Genomic DNA, 19,755 nt, shown 5'->3' with positions numbered 1-19,755 from the left:
CGACATGTTGCCTGAAGTCACCCAATTCGAAGACACCGTCACGCTGGTCAGCGACACCGGCATCCAGTTCATGGATTTCGCCCTGCGCCTGGATCCTCGCAAGGAACCGGCGGGCGAATTCGCGCCGATGATCAGCGGATTGATCTGCCGCCTGGCGTACAACGAAGAGAAAGACTTCTTTTTCTACGAGCCCGAACCGGAAAAGGTCGAAAAAGCCAAACCTGCGTTCAGCGTCGACATGAAAAGCAGCCTCGAATTGCTCGACGGTATCTGGCTGCCGACTCCGTTTTTTCGCTTCATGCCGCCGCATCGCTTCGATGAAGGTCCGACCAACTGGTCGCGCATGCGTCTGGTGAAACTGGCAATACCCGACATCGACGGCAACACCCACCGCCTGACGATGGCGTTCGACAGCCGTGTGATGCCCAAGCGTGACGGCACTGCTTACCTGGCGCCAAACGAAGAAGACATCAGCTCCGGCGTGTCTTTCAAACTGGCGACCAAGGCTAGCGAAACCCGCTGGTTTCTGGCGCAGCCGTGGGTCAATGAATGGCTGCTGGAAGTGTTCAACGAGGGCAATGCCCACCGTTCGCGCGCAGAGTTGGACATCGATATCCGCGCCAACTATCACTTGGCGCACTACCTCAACTTGCTCAGCCTGTTGAGCAAACCGTCGGCGGCCCAGCAATCGACGGCCCGAACGAAAGTTGAAATCCCCGAGCTGAAAGTGGTCGCCAACGACAGCAATGGCCTGGTCAAACCGATTCCTGTGGACCTGGTGCTGGACGTCGGTAACTCGCGCACCTGCGGCATCCTGATCGAAAACCACGGTCAGGCCGGCTCCGGGCTGAAGCAGAACTACGTGCTGGAACTGCGCGACCTGATCACCCCCGAACACACCTACAACCTGCCGTTCGAAAGCCGCGTGGAATTCGCCCAGGCGTACTTCGGCAAGGACCACTGCTCGGTCAAGAGCGGCCGTCACGATGCGTTCCAGTGGGCGACGATTGCCCGTGTCGGCAATGAAGCCAGCCGTCTGGCCAGTCGTCGTCGCGGCACCGAAGGCTCCACTGGCCTGTCCAGCCCGAAACGCTATCTGTGGGACGAAAACGCCTATGGCCACGGCTGGCGCTTCAACTGCTCGTACATCAAGACCGACAACGAGCCGTACGCCACCGCCGCACCGTTCTCGCATCTGATCAACGAAACCGGCGAGGCGCTATACAGCCTCGAAGAAGACGATCGTCTGCCAGTGTTCATGCCGCGTTATTCACGCAGCTCGCTAATGACCTTCATGCTCGCCGAAGTGCTGGCCCAGGCGCTGTCGCAAATCAACAGCCCGGCCCAGCGTTCGCGTCAGGGTCACACCCGCGTACCGCGCCAACTCAACAGCATCACCCTGACCGTGCCGCCGGGCATGCCGCAGGCCGAGCGCAGCATCCTCAACGAACGCATGCTGCAAGCCATCGGCCTGGTGTGGAAAAGCCTCGGCTGGCATGTCGGCGAGGAAGATCCGCATCAGGATCAGGCCGTCAGCCCGCGCACGCCGATCCCGAGTATCCGCGTGGAATGGGACGAAGCGTCCTGCGGCCAGTTGGTGTACCTGTACACCGAGGTCAACGAGAACTTCGCCGGTCATCCGGAAGAATTTTTTGACACCATCGCCCGGCCGGACAAGACCGACCGCCAACGCATCACCCTCGCGACCATCGACATCGGTGGTGGCACCACCGACCTGGTGATCACCGACTATCGCCTCGACCGCGCGGGTAATACCGGCAGCGGCAGCAACGTACACATCGTGCCCGAGCAGCGTTTTCGCGATGGTTTCAAAGTGGCCGGCGATGACATCCTGCTGGACGTGATTCAGGACTTCATCCTGCCGAGCTTCGAAAAAGCCTTGCAGAACTTCGGCGTGAAAGCCCCGGATTCGCTGATGTCACGGCTGTGTGGCGATGAATCGGTCAGCGCCCAGGACATGATCCTGCGCCAGCAACTGAACCTGCAGGTATTCGCCCCGCTGGGCCTGGCGCTGCTCAAGGCGTACGAGCATTACGATCCGCAGGTCCCGCAAGAAGTCACCCCGCAAAGCTACCGCCAATTGCTCGGTGACAACGCGATCAGCCAGACCGTGCTCGACTACGTCAACGCCGCCGTGCGCCGCGATGTCGGCGGTCAGAGCGGTTTCGACCTGTATGACGCGCTGATCGGCTTCGACCTGCAGAAGCTTCACGCCGCGTTCCTCAACGACCAGATCAACATCACCAAGATTCTCGGTGCGCTGTGTGAAGTGGTCGCGCATTACCCGTGCGATGTCTTGCTGCTGACCGGCCGCCCTTCGCGCCTGCCCGGCATCCAGGCGTTCATTCGCAAGGTGCTGCCGCTGCCACCGGGACGCATTCTGGCGCTGCAAAACTACCGCACCGGCGGCTGGTATCCGTTTCACAAGAACGGCCGGATCGACGACCCGAAAAGCACCGCGTCGGTCGGCGCCATGCTCTGCCTGTTGTGCGCCAACCATAGCGTGCCGAACTTCTACTTCCGTGCATCGGCGCTCAAGCCGTATTCGACGGTCAAGCACATCGGCGTCATCGACCTGAACAACGTGATCAAGGATGCCGACGTGCTGTACCGCGACATCCAGTCTGAAGACTACAAAATAAAGCTGCCGGTAATTGGCGTTGGCGACGCCGCCGACACGCCACAGCTGGAAATGCGTGGCGATCTGCGCCTCGGTTTCCGCCAGTTGGCCGCCGACCGTTGGGCCGCCTCGCCGCTGTACACCTTGCGGTTCACCAAGGCGGGTCGGGAGAAGTTTTCCCGCGCAATCGGTGAAAACGGCAGCGCGCCGCTGCTCAAGGTGCGGTTTGAGGTCAAACCGGCAGACAAATACACGCGCAAGCAGGATCTGGTCAGCGACCGCCTCTCGGTTCGCGACATCGAATCCAACAGTAACAACGTCAACTTCAACCCGCGCAGCGACCTCGAGCTGGAACTCAACACCATGCTCGACGCCGGCCTGAGCGAGACCAAGTACTGGCTCGACAGTGGAAGTGTGAAACGCAAATGAAAGACCTGACCTCCGATCAAACTCAGCTCTCTGCCAGTTGGGCCGCTGTTTATGAAGGCGCCGGTCAGGCGCTGGACTGGATTGGCCAGACGCGCGGCAATGCGCCGCGCCTGGACAGCGAAGCCGACAACCTGAACATCCGCCTGCATCGCGCCCGCAATTTGGCTCAAAGCCTCGGTCGCGTGGCCTGCACGCCAATGACCATCGGCTTTTTCGGCTTGTCCCAGGCCGGCAAGTCCTACCTGATTTCGGCCCTCGCCGCCGGTCAGAACGGCAAGCTGGAAACAGACTTCGGCGACCATCGCCTGGATTTCATCAAGCACATCAACCCGGTGGGTGGTGGCAAGGAAGCCACCGGCCTGGTAACGCGCTTCAGCCGTCGGGCGACGGAAAGTCAGGACAATGACTTCCCGGTGGAACTCACGCTGTTCAAGGAAATCGAGCTGGCGAAGATTCTCGCCAACGCCTGGTTCAAGGATTTCGACCTTGAGCGGATTTCCTACGAGATCGACGAAGAGCGCATCCAGCGCGTGCTCAAACCGTTCGAGGGCCGCGAAACCGGCCCGCTGCAAACGGGGGTCAATGCCGACGATCTGGTGTCGCTGTGGGATTACCTGCGCGACAACTTCCGCAACTCGGTGAAGAAGCTTGAGCACCTGTACTGGCCCAAAGCGTTGCAACTGGCGCCACGCCTGAATTTCCAGGAACGGGCCGAGCTGTTTTCGATTCTCTGGGGTGAGCAAAGCGAGTTGACGCGCGTGTACCAGCAACTGGCCGGCGCGCTGCACAAGCTGGGCCTGCCCGAGACCGTGTTTGCACCGTTGAAGGCCTTGGTGAGTTTCGAAAACGACACCTACAGCCAGCGCGACAGCATCATGAACGTCGACATCCTCGAACGCTTCGGCAGTCCGCTGGACTTGCCGATTGAAGTTCGACCGCTGGTTGGCGATCACCTGCAAAACAGTCAGGCGATTGCGGTCGCGCAACTGGCGGCACTGACCGCCGAAATGACCTTCCGCCTGATCGAAGCGCCGGTGGATGACATCGTCAATCAGGTCGACCTGCTGGATTTCCCCGGTTATCGCGGGCGCCAGAAACTGCACGAGATCGCCGATTCCAACGACCCGCAATACACCACCAAAGACAACTCCGTTTCCCAGCTGATCCTGCGCGGCAAGGTCGCCTACCTGTTCGAACGCTACACCGACAACCAGGAAATGAACGCGCTGGTGGTCTGCACAGGCTCGACCAAGCAGAGCGACGTCAACGACGTGGGCCCGGTGCTGACCCGCTGGATCGAAAAGACCCAGGGCGCCGACTCGGCCGCTCGCAGCAAGCGCGACACCGGCCTGATCTGGGCGCTGACCATGCTCGATCTGCGCATTACCAACTCCCTCAGCCTGACACCGGATCAGTACGACGAGAGCTGGAACGGCATGGTCAAGCTGACCATGCTGGAGCGCTTCGGCAGCCTGAGCTGGATGAACGACTGGGCCGGCACACCGTTCCAGAACACCTACCTGGTGCGCAAACCGCGTATGGACGCGGCGTTCATCGGGCAAGACGCGACCGGTGCGGAAACCGGCCTCAATGCCATCTATCAGGAACGTGTCAGCGCGCTGGGCACCAGCTTCGCCAGCAACGACCTGGTGTGCAAACACATCCACGATCCTGCCAACGCCTGGGCAGAAATGCTGCGCAACGATGACGGTGGCATCAGCCACTTCAGTGGCAGTTTCAAAGGCGTGGCCAATATCGAATTCAAATTGCAGCGCATCCGCGAGCAATTGAGCGAGTGCCTCGAAGGCCTGACCACTCACGGCCTGAGCCCCTGGTACCACGCCGACGGCGACGGTGCCGCAGCCGCCAAGAAAGCCAAGGCGCAAATGATTTTGACGGGCCTGGGCCGTCGCCCGGCGGTGCTCGGTGAGTTGATCGATCAACTCGACATGCCGAGCGAAGAGGTGCGCGACCTGTACCTCAGCGGCGTGTACGAAACCGATGACGAGCCGGCCGTGAACGACGAGCCGGTCGCCCCGACACCGAGCCAGAGCCTGTACGGCAGCGACGCCGGTTTCGATTTCGATTTCAGTGACGACCTGAGCCACGACGCGCCAGTCAGCAGCAAAACCGGCACCTCTGCGCCCGAACTGCAAAGCAACGAGCACCGTTTTGCCAAAGCGGCCTTCAAGGCCTGGATCGCGCACCTGCGTGAACTGACCACCCGGCAAAGCCTGCTCAACCTGCTGGGGTTGGAAAAGGCCTTGCTGGAAGCGGTGGTCGATGAACTGATCACCGCCGGCTATCGCCAGGACTTGCCGGGGCAACTGAGCCGCGCCGTCCTCAAGCGTGCACAAAGTGGCGCGCGGCGCGATCAACTGGTCGAGCGCCAGGTACTGGAAGTGCAGCGTGTGCTGCGCGATTTCGTGTCCTGGTTCGGTTACCTCCAGAAGCCGGTGAACGAGCGTCCGAACAGCCGCGCCGGTGCCAAGGAGCCGTTGTTTTCGTTCTACACCGACATTGGCCCGGGACAAGTCCCCGTGCTGCCGGCGCAACCGGCGAATCAGGCGCAGCGGTATCTAGGCGACTGGCTCTCGGGCCTGGCCTACATCACGCAGGACAATGCCGGCCATGGGGCCGGACGTGAAATCACCCCTGAACAGAACGAACGGCTGGGCCAAGTGCTCACAGCCTTCGCAGCGAGATAAGCAATGCCAATTCGTGTCGACCTGCTCGCGTTAGAGCCCAATGTGCCTGGCCAGGCCCGCCTCACTGTGAAGAAATGGCAGGGTGGCGAGGAACAGCTGGAGTTTTCCATTCAGCGCAACCAGGACGGTTTTTACCTTCAGGACCACAAGGCCTGGAGCAACAATCCATTCTGGTTCAAGGTCTCGCGTTTCAACCTCACGGCCAACGGCGAAGCTTTGGAAACGCAGGTCGGCCCGGACGTGGTCGACCCGCTGCTGGAAGGCGGCGCCAACTCGCAATTCCAGATCGAACTGCGCGAACAGAACCATGGTCATGCCGATAAAGGCGTGGTTCGCCCAGGCGTTGGCGTGCTGCCCTCCACGGCCGGCGGCCAGACACGCTCGACTTACGGCGGTGCCGAACTGATGGCGCCGAGCGAACCGGCTCCGGAAACCCCGGAAATCCCGGAGCTGCCTGAACTGATCCTGTCCACCGCCGAGCCCGAAGTGGAGTTGGAGTCGGTGACCACCGAGCGCGACTACACACCGCCTCCCGCACCGCTGAAGAAAAGCAACAAAGGCCTGATCGGTCTATTGATTGTCGTGTTGTTGCTGGCAGCCGGCGCCGGATTCTGGTTCTACAAACGCCCCCCGGCGCCTGCTCCGGTGGCCACAGCCGCTGCCGCCGCACCCGCCAGCGCCGACGCTCAAGCCTGCACCCTCGACAGCATGAACAGCCTCCCCGAACTGACCTTCGTCCAGACCTGCATCAAGGCGGCACCCGACAGTGCCAAGTTGCTGGAGATCATCAACCAGGCCAAGGCCGGCAAGCACTGCGGCGTCGCCCAGCGCCTGTACGCCAACCGTGCCCAGGCCGGTGACGCATTGATCGCCAACGCCTATGCCCGCGAATACGACCCAAAATACCTGAAGGCCAGCGAGTGCTTCCCGGCCGCAGACAACGCCACCGCCGCCTACTGGTATGAAACCATCCTCACCCAGGACCCGAACAACGCCGAAGCCAAGCAGCGCTTCGAGGAGTTGCAGAAGTGATGCGTTCGCCCCTGAGTCGATTCCTGCTGAGCGGTGCCGCGTTACTGGCGCTGTGCATCAGCCCGCTGTCCCAGGCCGATGACAAGCCGCTGATCCAAGCCGGTAAAAAGACCCTGTTCCAACGCGTGCTGACCACGCCGAGCTGCAAAATCAGCCCGATGGCGGGCGGTGCCGAAGGTGACGCACAACCAGTCTTCAGCCGCTTTTATGTGTACGAGCGCACGCAAGCAAACAACGCCGAGTGGCTGAAAGTCGGCCCCGACAGCTACGGCAAAACCATTGGCTGGCTGCCAGCCAGCTGTACCACCGACTGGAAGATGCAACTGACGCTGGCCTTCACCAACCCGGCCAACCGCGACCGTTTGCTGTTCTTCAAGGACCGCGCCACCGTCGAAGGCATCCTTGATGCGCCGGACCCGGTCAGCAAAGTCGCGCCGCTGCGGGCCACGCTGAAAAAGGGCCAGCAAGCACCGGGCGTACTGGCTGAAGAACCTGAATACTTCGTCGACCTGCAAAAGCAGTTCTACCTGCTGCCGGTACTCAGTGGCGAAGAAGTCATGACCGAAAGCGGTTTCCGCACGCGCCTGCTCAACGTCGCCTCCGTCAGCAAGCCGGATGACAAGAACGCCAAGGGCGGTGCTGCAAACAGCGCTGCCGGCAGCAAGGAAGCCGAAGAGAAAAAGGCCAACCAGCTGAAGGAATTCAGTGCGGCCGTAGTATTTGTCATCGACTCGACGATTTCGATGGACCCCTACATCGACCGCACCCGCGAAGCGATCCGCAAGGTTTACCAGAAGATCGAAGCGCAGAATCTCGGCAAACAGGTCAAGTTCGGCCTGGTGGCTTTCCGCTCCAACACCCAGGCGATACCGGGGCTGGAATACACCACCAAGATGTACGCCGACCCGACGCAGGTGAAAGACAGCGCCGACTTTTTCGCCAAGATCGCCGACCTCAAACAAGCCACCGTGTCGAGCAGCAGCTTCGATGAAGACTCGTTTGCCGGGGTCATGGAGAGCATCGACAAGGTCGACTGGAGCCAGTTCGGCGCGCGCTACGTGGTGTTGATCACCGACGCGGGCGCCATCGAAGGCGACGACAAACTATCGAAGACCGGTTTGAGCGCCGCGCAGGTGCGTATGGAGGCCGCCAACCCGGGCGTGGCGATTTACACCCTGCACTTGAAAACCCCGGCCGGGGCCAAGGACCACGCCAAGGCCGAGGCGCAATACCAGAACCTGTCGACCTACCCGGGCACCAACACTTCGCTGTACTACCCGGTGAACGCTGGCGATGTGCAGGAATTCGGGCGCAAGGTCGACACACTGGCCGCGGCGATCACTACACAAGTCAAAGCCGCTTACATGGGCGAAGACGCCATCGGCAGTGCGGCGAACGCCAAGCAGGACCCGGCCGAGAAAAAAATGCTCGAAGACGCGGCGCTGATCGGCCACGCCATGCAACTCGCCTATCTCGGCGAGAAGACCAACAGCAAGGCCCCGCCAGTGTTCAAGGCGTGGATCACCGACCGCGACCTGATCAAGCAGAACATCCCGACCACCGACGTGCGGGTGCTGCTGACCAAGTCACAGCTCAGCGACTTGAGCGACGTGATGAAGCAGATTCTCGATGCCGCCAACGAAGGCCTGATTTCACCCACGGAAATGTTCGATCGCCTGCGTTCCGTGGCGGCGACCATGGGCGCCGATCCCAATCAGCTGAAGCAGAACGGCAACGCCAAACTGGCGGACATGGGCGTCCTCGGCGAGTACCTCGAAGACCTGCCTTATCACAGTGAAGTGCTGAACCTGGATGAAGAGACCTGGAAGAGCTGGGACGGTCTGGCACAAGAAAAATTCATCCGCACGCTGAACACCAAACTGCGGCATTACCAGCGTTACAACGCGGATGTCGACCGTTGGGTAGCGTTGGCCAAGGACAGCGATGCGCGGGACAACGTGTACCCCGTCCCACTGGAAATGATGCCTTAACGAGACGCCCATGCTTGATATCAAGAACCTGCTGGTGCGCCGTGGTGAAGGCACACAGGCTCATCACGTGCGACTGCCGAACTTGCAGGTCGGCGCCGGGGAAATCCTCGCCATCACCGGCGAGAGTGGCAGTGGCAAAAGCACGTTGCTCGAAGCCATCGGCCTGTTGCTCGCGCCGGTGGAACTCGAGCGCTTTCGGCTGGGTCCGACGCACGCTCAAGATATCGCCCAACTGCTGGCGAATGACGACCAGCCTGCTCTTGCAGCGGTGCGTTCACGGCATTTGGGATTCATTTTGCAGAGCGGCGGCTTACTGCCATTCCTGAGCGTGCGGGACAACATCAGCCTGCCGCGCCGATTGCTCGGGATGCCGGCAAAGAGCGATCACATCGACCACGCCGTTGACGTGTTGCGCCTGCAAGGGTTGCTGGATAAACAACCTCAGGCCTTGTCGATCGGCGAACGCCAGCGCGTTGCCTGCGTTCGGGCAATTGCCCATGAACCGCTGCTGCTGTTGGCCGACGAGCCGACCGCCGCGCTCGACCCTCACAGTGCCCGGCGTTTGTTCGAGTTGCTCCTGAGCCTGGTGTCGAGCATGGGCCTGAGTGCACTCGTTGTATCCCATGACTGGGCCTTGCTGAAAGATTTCGGCTTACCGCGTCTCGGCGCTATCAGCCATCAGGGAGAGACTCTGTTTGAACCGATGGACTGATCGCTTGCGCCTGCTGGGCTCACTGGCGCTGCAAGACCTCTGGCACGACCGCAAGGTCTCGCTGTGCATCGCCGCGTCCCTGGTGGCGGTGATTGCGCCGCTGTTGCTGCTGTTCGGGCTCAAGCACGGGGTGGTCAGCCAGTTGCAGGACGAACTGCTGCGTGACCCGCGCAACCTTGAAGTGAAGATGCTCAGCAACGGCAACTACGACACGGCCTGGATCGAGCGTTTGCGCCTGCGCCCCGAGACCGGTTTTGCCCTCGGCCAGACCCGCTCGCTCAATACCCAGGCTGACCTGCTGATCGGCATGCAACGGTTTGTCGAAGGTGCGGAAATCATCGCCACCGAGCCGGGCGACCCACAACTGAACCTGGCGCCACTCAATCCCGTCGGCAATCAAGTGATCCTCAGCGCCAGCGCAGCGCAACGCTTGCAGGCCAAGGCCGGCGACAGCGTGCAGATGCGGGCCTTGCGCCGCCTGGAAGGTGTCAATGAACGCGGCGAGATGACGCTGACGGTACTGGCCGTGCTCGACAGTGCCCGTTTCGGTCGCGCCGCCGGGTTTGTCGCCCCGCCGCTGCTTCTCGATCTGGAGCGTTTTCGCGACGGTTATCAGGTCAGTGAGTTCGGTGTTACCACCGGCAAGCCTCAGGGTAATCTGCAACCGCTGTATGCCCGCGCCCGCGTGTATGCGCGCGACATCGATCAGGTTGCGCCGCTGGAACACTGGCTCAACGAACAACACATCGAAACCTCGAGCCGACTGGCCGACATCGACAACGTCAAAGCCATCAACCATGTGCTGGGGCTGATCTTCGGTGTGATCGCCGTGGCGGCGTTGATCGGCTGCGTGGCATCGATGGTCGGCGCGTTCCTGGCCAACATCGACCGTAAACGCAAAAGCCTGGCGGTCCTGCGTCTGCTGGGTTTCAAACGCAGGTCCGTCGGCGGTTTCGTGGTCCTGCAAGCGCTAACGCTGAGTCTGGCCGGCTACGTTGGCGGGCTGGGGTTTTATGCCGTGGGCAGTCATTTGTTCGACTACTTGCTCGGCAGCAGCCAGGCCACCGGTACCTTCGTTTGCCACATCACTGTTTGGCACGGCGTTGCCGCCCTGCTCCTGACCTTTTTGGTCGCTGCATTGGTGGCCGTGATCGGCGCCCTGCGAGCCATCAACATCCAACCTGCGGAGAGTCTGCGTGAGCTATAAACGTTTTGGCTTGCTGTTGCCCCTGAGCCTCGGCTACGTGCTCGACGCCTCAGCGGCGGGCTGGGAAGAGAAGTATTACAACCCGATGCCCGAGGCTAGCGACGTCGTGCTACCGATGCCCTGTGAAGGCTCGATGGTGTTCCGCAAGGTGTTCATCCCGGTCGCCGGTCCGCTGGATGACTACCCGATCAACATCGGTCAGGACGGTGCGGAATACGGCTACGTCGAACAGACCCGTCCGACCTTTATCGCCGGCAGTTTTACCGGGGCCAAGAACGACAAATCCCGCTACTACCTGATGGCCAAATACGAGATGAGTCAACTGCAATACGCCGCGCTGACCGAAGCAACCTGCCCCACCGCAGCCACCAAGATGCGCTTGCCGCAAACGGCGGTGAGCTGGGTGCAAGCCATCGAAGCCGCCGACAAGTACAACCTGTGGCTGCGCAAAAACGCCGCCGGCAAGCTGCCCAAGGAAGACGGCGCGCAAGGTTTCCTGCGCCTGCCGACCGAAGTCGAGTGGGAGTTCGCCGCGCGCGGCGGGCTGGAAGTCGGTGCCGCTGAATTCCGCGACACACACTACCCGATGCCGGAAGGCATCAACGCCTATGAGTGGTTCGCCGGGGCTCAATCGTCCAACGGCAAAGTGCAATTGACCGGACTGCAAAAGCCCAACCCGCTGGGCCTGCATGACATGCTCGGTAACGTCGACGAAATGATGTTCGAGCCGTTTCGCCTGAACAAACTCGACCGCCAGCACGGTCAGGCCGGCGGCTACGTCGTCCGTGGCGGCAACTACCTGACCGCGCAGGCCGACCTGCGTACGGCATTGCGTAAGGAAGAGCCTTATTACAACGCCGAAGGCCAGGTGAAAAACAAAACCACCGGCCTGCGCTTGGTCATGGTCTCACCGACCCTCACCTCTCGCGAGCGGGTCGCCAGCATCGAAAGCAGCTGGAAGAAACTCGGCACCGGCAGCAAGGAAACCGAATCCGCCGACAAAGGCACCGTACAATCCCTGAACAACCTCGCCTCGGGCGTTGAAGACAAAGCGCTCAAGGAAAAACTCCAGGCCCTGGAAAACCAGCTGCGTGCCAGCAACCAGCAGCAGGAAGAAACCCGCGACCAGGCGATCCGCGCCAGCCTCAACCTGGGTGCGTTCCTGTGCACCAAGATGCTCGACGACGGCCAGTACGTGGATTTCCTGCAAAAGAACTACAAGCTCAACTGCGAAAGCGCAGACAAAGATGCCAGTTGCGATATGCGTAAAACCAAGCTCGACGAGCAAAAGGATCGCCTGCACAAACTCAGCCGTTACTACGCCAGCAGCCTGGTGGAATCGGCTACCTTGTACGGTCAGCCACTGCTTGAAACGCAAGTCCCGGTAATGGAAGAAATCATCACCCGCAGCAAACAGCTGCAAGACCTCAAACCTTACTTGCGCACCCACTGGGCCAATCAGAAGGCGTTCCTGCAAAAGCAGAAAATCGATACTGAAGCCTGGCTGACCAGCTGCAAAACCGTCTCTCAATAACAACGCGTCAACACCGTTACCTAGGAGTTTCCCCATGTCGCGCAGCCTTTGGACTCGCTTCAAGCTACAGATCGCTTTCGTTGTCGCCGGCAGCCTGCTAATGACCGGGTGCGCCAACACCGGCAGCTCCATGCTCGACGAAAGCGAGGGTGCCGACCCGCGCCTGACCCAGGGCAATGACGCAGAGTTCTTCAGCAAGTCCGGATACCAGGCCTGCGCCGTCGGCGCCGGTGTCGGCATCCTCGCTTGCGCGCTGTCCAACAGCAACAACAAAACCGTGTGCGTCATCGCCGCCGGTATTACCGCCTGTGGCGTGGCCATGGGCGCTAACTATTACCTGGATCAACGTCGCAGTGAATACGCCGACACCGCCACCCGTTTGGCGAAGATGAACAGCGACGTCGAACAAGACACGCAGAACGTGATCGCCCGTACCGCAACCGCTCAGCATGTGATCAATGATGACCAGGCGCAAATCGCCCAGATCAAAAAGGACATCGCCAACAAGAAAGTCGACAAGAACAGGGCTCAGGCGCAAATCGCCGGGATCGATTCGGACATCGCGCGCCTGCGTAAAGACCTTGCAAACATGCGTATCAAAGTCACCGAGTACAGCAAAGTGGCAGACGCCGAGCGTGCACAAGGCACCAGCGCCGAGATCAAGCAGGTGGACATGAACATTCAGAAAATGAACCAGAAAGTCGTCACCCTGCAGAGGGAAGTCGACGCTCTGTACAGCCAACGCTCCGCAATCACCCTGGGCTAAGCACATGACGCTAAGACAACTGATGGTCATCACTGCCGTCCTGGCCCTGAGCGGTTGCGCGACCAACCCTGGCGAATGCGATGCGACCAATCGCGAAAGCAGCATGCTGGCCAAGATGAACTGCGACTACTCCGGTGGTTACAGCGATCAGGTCAAGCAGAAGGAACTGGCCCTGAGCGAGTCCCGGCAGCAAAACGCAATGTTCCGTCAGGTGTACGAGAACATTCAGGCCCAGCAGCTCAGCACCAAAACCGATCTGGCCAGCCAGCGGAAATCCCAGGCGGCGCTGAATCAGTCGCTGGCGCAACTGCTGACCTCGCTCAAGGCCCGGCGTGGCAATGAAGCCCAGGTGCAGAAGCAGATTGCCGCCCTTGAGCAGCAGCTCAAGGCTTCGCAAGCGGCGCCAACGGCCAAATCAACGCCAGCGACGCTGGCGGCCAAGCAGCAAGAGCTGAAAACGTTGCAGAAGAAGGTCAATCAGCTGCAATTCAGCCTCGGCTACGAAGAGTAACTTTTCACCCCGCAAGCATCCCGATGGATGCCTGCACTTTTTCAGGAATCGTCGTCATGCAGCGGGTCATCAGGGATGCGCAAGCCACATCGGAGGGGATGAGTGCGCTGCAAGCCAAAGTCGCCCTCATCCAGAAACACTTTCCGCCGACCGTCGCCAGCCTTTTTGCCATCCCGCGGATGGGCAGCGGCGACGTGCTGGAATGGTGGACCGAACTGGGTGGCCAACCCACGCCCTACGCCGACCTCAACGAGGACGCGCAACGACGTTTGCTGGAAACCTATGAAGTGCGTCAGACGTCCCTCGGACAGCTGGCGGACGAACTGCAAAAACGCGGTCAACCGACGGAAGCGCAAGACCTGCGCAGCCTGCTCGGCACGCCGGAGCTGGACAAACTCTACAGCCTCAACGGTGAGCCTTTGGTGGTGCGCTGGAACCAGCGCTCGCCCAAACCGATTGTGCCGCCGGTGGTGCCGGTCGTGCCGCCATCGCGTCGTGGCTGGTGGATCGCGGCGGCTTTGCTCGCGCTGCTGTTGCTGCTTCTGGCGCTGTGGCTCTGGTGGTTCCTGCACCGTGAGCCGGTTGTCGTGGTTCCGCCTGTAGCGCCTGTTGCGCCGGTGGTGACGCCGGTTGAGAAACCGGTTGAGCCTGTCCCCGAGCCTGTTGTGGAACCGGAACCGAAACCTGCTCCGGTACCAGAACCCACGCCAGAACCGGTACCGGAACCCAAGCCGGTCCCGCCACCCAAACCGGTTCCACCACCAAAACCGGTAGTGGCTGCCCCACCACCACCCCCGCCACCGGCCCCGACGCTGGACAACTTCGCATGCCGTAAAAATGCGCCGAATGCAGAGATCCCGCAATTCGTGGTGGTGCTCGATACCTCGGGTTCGATGAACTTGAACATCAAGTCAGTGAAAGCCGACGAGGACTGGTTCTTCGGTAGTGACCTCAACAAGCTCCTGGACCCGAACCGCACCATGCGGCTCACCGCCAAACCCAGCCGCATGGACGTCGCCAAGGACTCGCTGGCCAGCATGATCAACGGGCTGGACCCGAAGATCGACACACGCCTGATCACCTTCGCCGGTTGTGAAAGAACACCGGACCGAGGTGTGTTCAAGTTCGGCGACCGCCCGCGGCTGATCAACGGGATTCGAGGTCTGGTTCCCGACGACGGCACACCGCTGGCCGACAGCCTGGCCCGCGCAGCGAGTACCGTCGACGGGCGCAATAACGATGCGGTTATTGTGATGTTCGTCGACGGAGAAGACGGTTGCGGGCAGGACGTTTGCGCGGTATCCCGTCGAATCGCCAGGGAACAACCGCGCCTGCGGGTCAACGTGGTGAAAATCGGTGCTGGCGGCCCGTCACGCTGTATCGCTGAAAACACCGGAGGTCGGGTTTACAACAGCACCAACGCGGCTGAGTTGAGTAACCAGTTGAAACAGGCGAGCAAGGAAGTATCCAGCAATGCCAAGTGCAACTGACTTGGGAACAGATCCTGAATTGAGGTGACCCCATTCGCGAGCAAGTGGGAGCGGCGATCCGACTTGCTCGCGAAGACGATTTCAGCAACGCCTCAACGAAACCGGTCAACCTCATGCCGCAAATCCGCCGCCAGCTTCTCCAGCTCTTTGGCGGTGATCGCCAGATTGGACACCACTTCGCGCTGCTCACTGTTTGCCAGGGCAATGCTTTGCAGGTTGCTGCTGAGCAAGGTGGCGGTACTGCTCTGTTCTTGAGTGGCGGTGGTGATCGCCGCGAATTGCTGACCGGCAGAATGGCTTTGCTCATCGATCCGCGCCAAGGCACTGGCGACGTTGGCGTTGCGTGACAGGCCTTCCTGCATCAACACATTGCCTTGTTCCATGGTGCTGATGGCGTTGCCGGTTTCCTGCTGGATGCTTTGAATCATTCCGGAAATTTCATCTGTCGCCTGGCGGGTACGCGAAGCCAGGTTGCGAACTTCATCGGCCACGACGGCGAAACCACGCCCCTGCTCACCGGCACGAGCGGCTTCGATGGCGGCGTTGAGCGCCAGCAGGTTGGTTTGATCGGCAATCGAGGTAATCACACCGACGATGCCACCGATTTCCTGGGAGCGCTGACCCAAGGTATTGATCACCGTCGCCGTGCTGTTCAGCGCACCTGCGATTTGTTCCAGGGACGAGGACGCTTCGTCCATCGACGTACGACCGATCTGGGTTTGCTGTGCGTTTTCTTGAGCCAGACGCTGAGTGTTGCCCATGTTGTCGGCAATGTTCAGGGAGGTGGCGCTGAACTCTTCCACGGCGCCGGCCATGCTGGTGATTTCGCCCGACTGCTGCTCCATCCCTTCATAGGCGCCACCGGAAAGACCGGACAAGGCCTGGGCGCGGCTGTTGACCTCTTGCGAGGCCCTGCGGATGTGCTCGACCATGGTCGACAGCGCCTGGCTCATCTGGTTGAACGCGCGGGCCAACTGACCGATTTCGTCGTTGCTCGACACGTTCAGCCGCACGCTCAAATCACCGGCGCCCAAGGCTTCCGCCTGACGCACCAGATCACCCAGCGGCGCGAGTTTGCTGCGCAGCAACCAGACCGCCGAACCCACCGCGATCAACATCGCCAGCAGACTGCCAATCGCCAATTGAATGCCGACACTCCAGGTCACGGCACGAATTTCGGTTTTCGGCATGCTCGCCACGACCGACCATGGGCCGCCTTCAAACGGTACGGCAATGCTGTAGAAATCTTCGGACTTGTCGCTCCAGAACTCGCCCTTGCCCGGCGTTTTCGCCAGACTGACGATGGCCGGGACGGCTTGATCCAGCGCTTGTACGCCCGCGATCGGCACCAGCCATTTGCTCTGTTCATCCAGCAGCGCCAGGGAACCGGTCTGGCCGATACGGAAGCGCTTGAGGTTGGCAAACTGCGCGTTCTGCGCGTCTGTGTAGTCGAATCCTACGAACAGAACAGCAATCACCTTACCGCCACTGTCACGTACGGGGGTGTACTGAGTCATGTAGGAGCGTTCGAACAGCAAGGCACGACCGACGTAGGCCTGCCCCGCCATCAAGCGGGCATAGGCCGGATTCGCGTGATCGAGCAGTGTGCCGATGGCTCGGGTGCCGTCCTGTTTGCTCAGGGACGTGCTGACCCTAATGAAGTCTTCGCCGCTGCGCACAAACACCGTCGCAACGCCGGCGGTCATTTGCTTGAACTCGTCCACTTCCTTGAAATTGTTGTTCAACACTTCGTTGCCCAGGTGCAGGCCCGGGGTCTGAGCGCCCGCCACGGCCACCGGTTCGTCCGGATGCACGCTCAAACCGGCGCTGAAGCGCTTCTCGAACAGACCGCTCAGGCGCTGGGTACTTTCACGCAACGTGCCGTGAAAGGTACTCAACTGATCGGCCAGCAACCGGGCTTCACTGGCCAGGTGTTCTTCGCGGGTGGCGAGGTTGGCGGTATCCAGCGAGCGCAGGGCGAACACGGTACTGCCGCTGATGACAATCGCCAGTATCACGGCAAGCGCAAGACCAAGCTGTGAGGCGATCCGGGCACGAGGTTGAGACATGACAGCTCCTGGCCGAGCGACCGGATCCTCCTTGATCTGGCTGCACACTCAGCAAAATTCTAATAATGGGAATTGCGTCGAACCTGCACGAAGGTTCCATCTGCATTTTCGGCGGAGAATCTGAATACTTGAGTAAATAACGGGGATATGGCTCAAGGCCGCCATTGCGACGGCTCTATCGATTCAGCCCAAGTGTTGAACGTCGGGCAATTCCATTGCTCGGGCTTCGCCTTGCAGGAAGTCGCTGAGCCTGCGCAAACGTTCACCTCCGGGGCGGGTTTTCGGCCAGACCAGGTAATATTTCTCACCGCTGGCGACGGCCGTCGGCCACGGCAGACTCAGACGTCCCTGAGCCACATCTTCCGCCACCATCAGCAGATCGCCCATGGACACACCATAACCTCGGGCGGCGGCGATCATGCCCAGTTCCAGCGTGTCGAATACCTGCCCGCCCTTGAGCGACACCTGATCCGCCAGCCCCATGCGTTCCAGCCAACTGCGCCAGTCGCGACGATCCGGCGTCGGGTGCAACAGTTCGGCATTGGCCAGCCGTGCAACATCCCACGGTTGATCCTGCAGAAGATTCGGCGCACCGACTGGAATCAGCTCTTCCGGGAACAGGAAACTCGCCTCCCAGTCCGGCGGAAAATTTCCGTTGCTGAGGATGATGGCGCAGTCGAACGGTTCATGGTTGAAGTCCACCGAGTCGACGTCCATCCAGGCGCTGGTCAATTGCACCTCGTTGCCCGGTTGCAGGTGCCGAAATCGGCTGAGTCGTGCCAGCAACCAGCGCATGGTCAGGGTCGACGGCGCTTTCATGCGCAGGATGTCATCTTCGGCGCGCAAGGTATTGCAGGCCCGCTCCAGGGCGGTGAAGCCTTCGCGAATGCCGGGCAGGATCAACCGCGCCGATTCGGTCAATTGCAGATTGCGTCCGCTGCGGTGAAACAGCCGACAGGCAAAATGCTCTTCGAGCGTACGAATATGCCGACTGACCGCACTTTGAGTAATCGATAACTCTTCGGCCGCACGGGTAAACGAGCTATGCCGCGCCGCCGCTTCGAATGCGCGCAGGGCATACAAGGGAGGAAGACGACGGGACATTCGGAAAGCTCCTATAGCGGGACTCGGTCACCCTAGCAGAAACTCCCCAGCATGAGTTTGAATCATGCAACCCATCCTTTTTATCCCTTTGTGCAAACCCCGTAGAGCGCCGAGAATCGACGCTTTCCTGTCCCTCTTTAATTATCGAGCGTGATGACCATGCATCCAGCACGTACCGAACTCTGGGCCATCCTGCGGCTGGCGGGGCCGTTGATTGCCTCGCAGTTGGCGCACATGCTGATGGTCCTCACCGACACCTTGATGATGGCGCGCCTGAGTCCAGAGGCGCTGGCCGGTGGCGGTCTGGGCGCAGCAACTTACTCGTTCGTGTCGATCTTCTGCATTGGCGTGATCGCCGCGGTCGGCACCCTGGTGGCAATCCGTCAGGGTGCCGGCGACATCGTCGGCGCCGCAAGGCTGACCCAGGCCGGGTTATGGCTGGCGTGGTTGATGGCGCTGGTGGCCGGGCTGCTGCTGTGGAACCTCAAGCCGGTGTTGCTGCTATTCGGCCAGACCGAAACCAACGTCCACGCGGCCGGGCAGTTCCTGCTGATCCTGCCGTTCGCCCTGCCCGGCTACCTGAGCTTTATGGCCCTGCGCGGCTTCACCAGCGCCATCGGCCGGGCAACACCGGTGATGGTCATCAGCCTCGGCGGCACCGTGGCCAACTTCCTGCTCAACTATGCGTTGATCACAGGGATGTTCGGTCTGCCAAAAATGGGGTTGGTGGGCATCGGGCTGGTCACCGCTATTGTCGCCAATCTGATGGCCGTGGCGCTGGCGCTGCACATCCGTCGGCATCCGGCTTACGACGCTTATCCATTGCGCCAAGGGCTATCGCGTCCGAACCGTCAGTATTTGAAAGAGCTGTGGCGCCTCGGCCTGCCCATCGGGGGCACCTACGCGGTGGAAGTCGGGTTGTTTGCTTTCGCCGCGCTGTGCATGGGCACCATGGGCAGTACGCAACTGGCGGCGCACCAGATCGCCCTGCAGATTGTTTCGGTGGCGTTCATGATTCCGGCGGGGCTTTCGTATGCGATCACCATGCGCATCGGCCAGCATTACGGTGCCGGACAGTTGCTGGATGCACGTCTGGCCGGACGGGTCGGGATCGCCTTTGGCGCGGCGTCAATGCTGGGCTTTGCCATGGTCTTCTGGTTCCTGCCGAATCAGTTGATCGGCTTGTTCCTGGACCATAACGACCCGGCGTTTCGTGACGTTATCAACCTGGCCGTGAGCCTGTTGGCGGTCGCCGCGTGGTTCGAGCTGTTCGATGGCACGCAAACCATCGCCATGGGCTGCATTCGCGGGCTCAAGGATGCCAAGACCACGTTCCTGGTGGGCTTGGGGTGCTATTGGCTGATTGGCGCGCCGGCTGCCTGGTGGATGGCCTTCCATTTGAATTGGGGACCGACGGGGGTCTGGTGGGGATTGGCGCTGGGATTGGCGTGCGCGGCGGTGAGCCTGACGTGGGCGTTTGAGTGGAAGATGAAGCTGATGATCAGACGCGAACCGGCGCCAGAACAGAACTTCGGGACCGTCCAGACAGAATGAGATCAAT

The 19,755-nt window shown here is 60.8% G+C and carries 13 protein-coding genes; 11 read left to right on the top strand and 2 right to left on the bottom strand.

Going from position 1 to position 19,755, the window contains the following annotated elements; all coding sequences use genetic code 11:
- Nucleotides 1-4 precede the first annotated feature (4 nt).
- The 10 genes from FQ187_RS19320 to FQ187_RS19275 are packed head-to-tail and all read left to right on the top strand — an operon-like array spanning nt 5 to nt 15,021.
- Entirely contained in the window at nt 5-3,070 is a 3,066-nt protein-coding gene (locus FQ187_RS19320) for a virulence factor SrfB (protein WP_149630702.1), read from the top strand.
- Nucleotides 3,067-5,778, top strand: a complete 2,712-nt coding sequence (locus FQ187_RS19315; RefSeq protein ID WP_149630701.1) for a putative virulence factor — start codon at nt 3,067-3,069, stop codon at nt 5,776-5,778. Before FQ187_RS19320 ends, FQ187_RS19315 begins: the two co-directional genes overlap by 4 nt.
- 3 nt (nt 5,779-5,781) lie before the next feature.
- A complete protein-coding gene (locus tag FQ187_RS19310; protein WP_149630700.1) occupies nt 5,782-6,810 on the top strand; it encodes a hypothetical protein in 1,029 nt (342 codons plus the stop codon).
- Complete coding sequence (locus FQ187_RS19305; RefSeq protein WP_149630699.1) at nt 6,810-8,801, top strand: vWA domain-containing protein; 1,992 nt, start codon at nt 6,810-6,812, stop codon at nt 8,799-8,801. Before FQ187_RS19310 ends, FQ187_RS19305 begins: the two co-directional genes overlap by 1 nt.
- 10 nt (nt 8,802-8,811) lie before the next feature.
- Nucleotides 8,812-9,513, top strand: a complete 702-nt coding sequence (locus tag FQ187_RS19300; RefSeq protein WP_149630698.1) for an ABC transporter ATP-binding protein — start codon at nt 8,812-8,814, stop codon at nt 9,511-9,513.
- Nucleotides 9,497-10,720, top strand: a complete 1,224-nt coding sequence (locus FQ187_RS19295) for an ABC transporter permease (protein WP_149630697.1) — start codon at nt 9,497-9,499, stop codon at nt 10,718-10,720. The genes FQ187_RS19300 and FQ187_RS19295 overlap by 17 nt, the downstream gene beginning before the upstream one ends.
- Nucleotides 10,710-12,254, top strand: a complete 1,545-nt coding sequence (locus FQ187_RS19290) for an SUMF1/EgtB/PvdO family nonheme iron enzyme (protein WP_149630696.1) — start codon at nt 10,710-10,712, stop codon at nt 12,252-12,254. The genes FQ187_RS19295 and FQ187_RS19290 overlap by 11 nt, the downstream gene beginning before the upstream one ends.
- Before the next feature lie 34 nt (nt 12,255-12,288).
- On the top strand, nt 12,289-13,020 hold the full coding sequence (locus tag FQ187_RS19285; RefSeq protein ID WP_149630695.1) for a hypothetical protein: 732 nt from the start codon (nt 12,289-12,291) through the stop codon (nt 13,018-13,020).
- A 4-nt stretch (nt 13,021-13,024) separates the two neighbouring features.
- Nucleotides 13,025-13,531, top strand: a complete 507-nt coding sequence (locus FQ187_RS19280; protein ID WP_149630694.1) for a hypothetical protein — start codon at nt 13,025-13,027, stop codon at nt 13,529-13,531.
- A 56-nt stretch (nt 13,532-13,587) separates the two neighbouring features.
- On the top strand, nt 13,588-15,021 hold the full coding sequence (locus tag FQ187_RS19275) for a VWA domain-containing protein (RefSeq protein ID WP_149630693.1): 1,434 nt from the start codon (nt 13,588-13,590) through the stop codon (nt 15,019-15,021).
- Nucleotides 15,022-15,113: 92 nt separating this feature from the next.
- Here FQ187_RS19275 and FQ187_RS19270 read toward each other — a convergent pair whose 3' ends face one another.
- A complete protein-coding gene (locus FQ187_RS19270; protein ID WP_149630692.1) occupies nt 15,114-17,090 on the bottom strand; it encodes a methyl-accepting chemotaxis protein in 1,977 nt (658 codons plus the stop codon).
- Nucleotides 17,091-17,273: 183 nt separating this feature from the next.
- Complete coding sequence (locus FQ187_RS19260) at nt 17,274-18,194, bottom strand: LysR substrate-binding domain-containing protein (protein WP_149630691.1); 921 nt, start codon at nt 18,192-18,194, stop codon at nt 17,274-17,276.
- Between the two features lie 153 nt (nt 18,195-18,347).
- Here FQ187_RS19260 and FQ187_RS19255 point away from each other — a divergent pair, with 153 nt between their 5' ends.
- Nucleotides 18,348-19,748, top strand: a complete 1,401-nt coding sequence (locus FQ187_RS19255) for a NorM family multidrug efflux MATE transporter (protein WP_149630690.1) — start codon at nt 18,348-18,350, stop codon at nt 19,746-19,748.
- Nucleotides 19,749-19,755 lie beyond the last annotated feature (7 nt).

It is taken from the genome of Pseudomonas sp. ANT_J28 (assembly GCF_008370005.1).
Classification (GTDB): domain Bacteria; phylum Pseudomonadota; class Gammaproteobacteria; order Pseudomonadales; family Pseudomonadaceae; genus Aquipseudomonas; species Aquipseudomonas frigoris.
The sequence above is the reverse complement of the archived record's forward strand: the minus strand, read 5'-3'. Positions and strand labels throughout refer to the sequence as shown.

Excerpts from the sequence above, each read along its gene's own strand:
- FQ187_RS19320 (WP_149630702.1), top strand. The coding sequence starts at position 5 with ATGTTGCCTGAAGTCACCCAATTCGAAGACACCGTCACGCTGGTCAGC.
- FQ187_RS19315 (WP_149630701.1), top strand. The coding sequence starts at position 3,067 with ATGAAAGACCTGACCTCCGATCAAACTCAGCTCTCTGCCAGTTGGGCC.
- FQ187_RS19310 (WP_149630700.1), top strand. The coding sequence starts at position 5,782 with ATGCCAATTCGTGTCGACCTGCTCGCGTTAGAGCCCAATGTGCCTGGC.
- FQ187_RS19305 (WP_149630699.1), top strand. The coding sequence starts at position 6,810 with ATGCGTTCGCCCCTGAGTCGATTCCTGCTGAGCGGTGCCGCGTTACTG.
- FQ187_RS19300 (WP_149630698.1), top strand. The coding sequence starts at position 8,812 with ATGCTTGATATCAAGAACCTGCTGGTGCGCCGTGGTGAAGGCACACAG.
- FQ187_RS19285 (WP_149630695.1), top strand. The coding sequence starts at position 12,289 with ATGTCGCGCAGCCTTTGGACTCGCTTCAAGCTACAGATCGCTTTCGTT.
- FQ187_RS19280 (WP_149630694.1), top strand. The coding sequence starts at position 13,025 with ATGACGCTAAGACAACTGATGGTCATCACTGCCGTCCTGGCCCTGAGC.
- FQ187_RS19275 (WP_149630693.1), top strand. The coding sequence starts at position 13,588 with ATGCAGCGGGTCATCAGGGATGCGCAAGCCACATCGGAGGGGATGAGT.
- FQ187_RS19270 (WP_149630692.1), bottom strand. The coding sequence starts at position 17,090 with ATGTCTCAACCTCGTGCCCGGATCGCCTCACAGCTTGGTCTTGCGCTT.
- FQ187_RS19260 (WP_149630691.1), bottom strand. The coding sequence starts at position 18,194 with ATGTCCCGTCGTCTTCCTCCCTTGTATGCCCTGCGCGCATTCGAAGCG.
- FQ187_RS19255 (WP_149630690.1), top strand. The coding sequence starts at position 18,348 with ATGACCATGCATCCAGCACGTACCGAACTCTGGGCCATCCTGCGGCTG.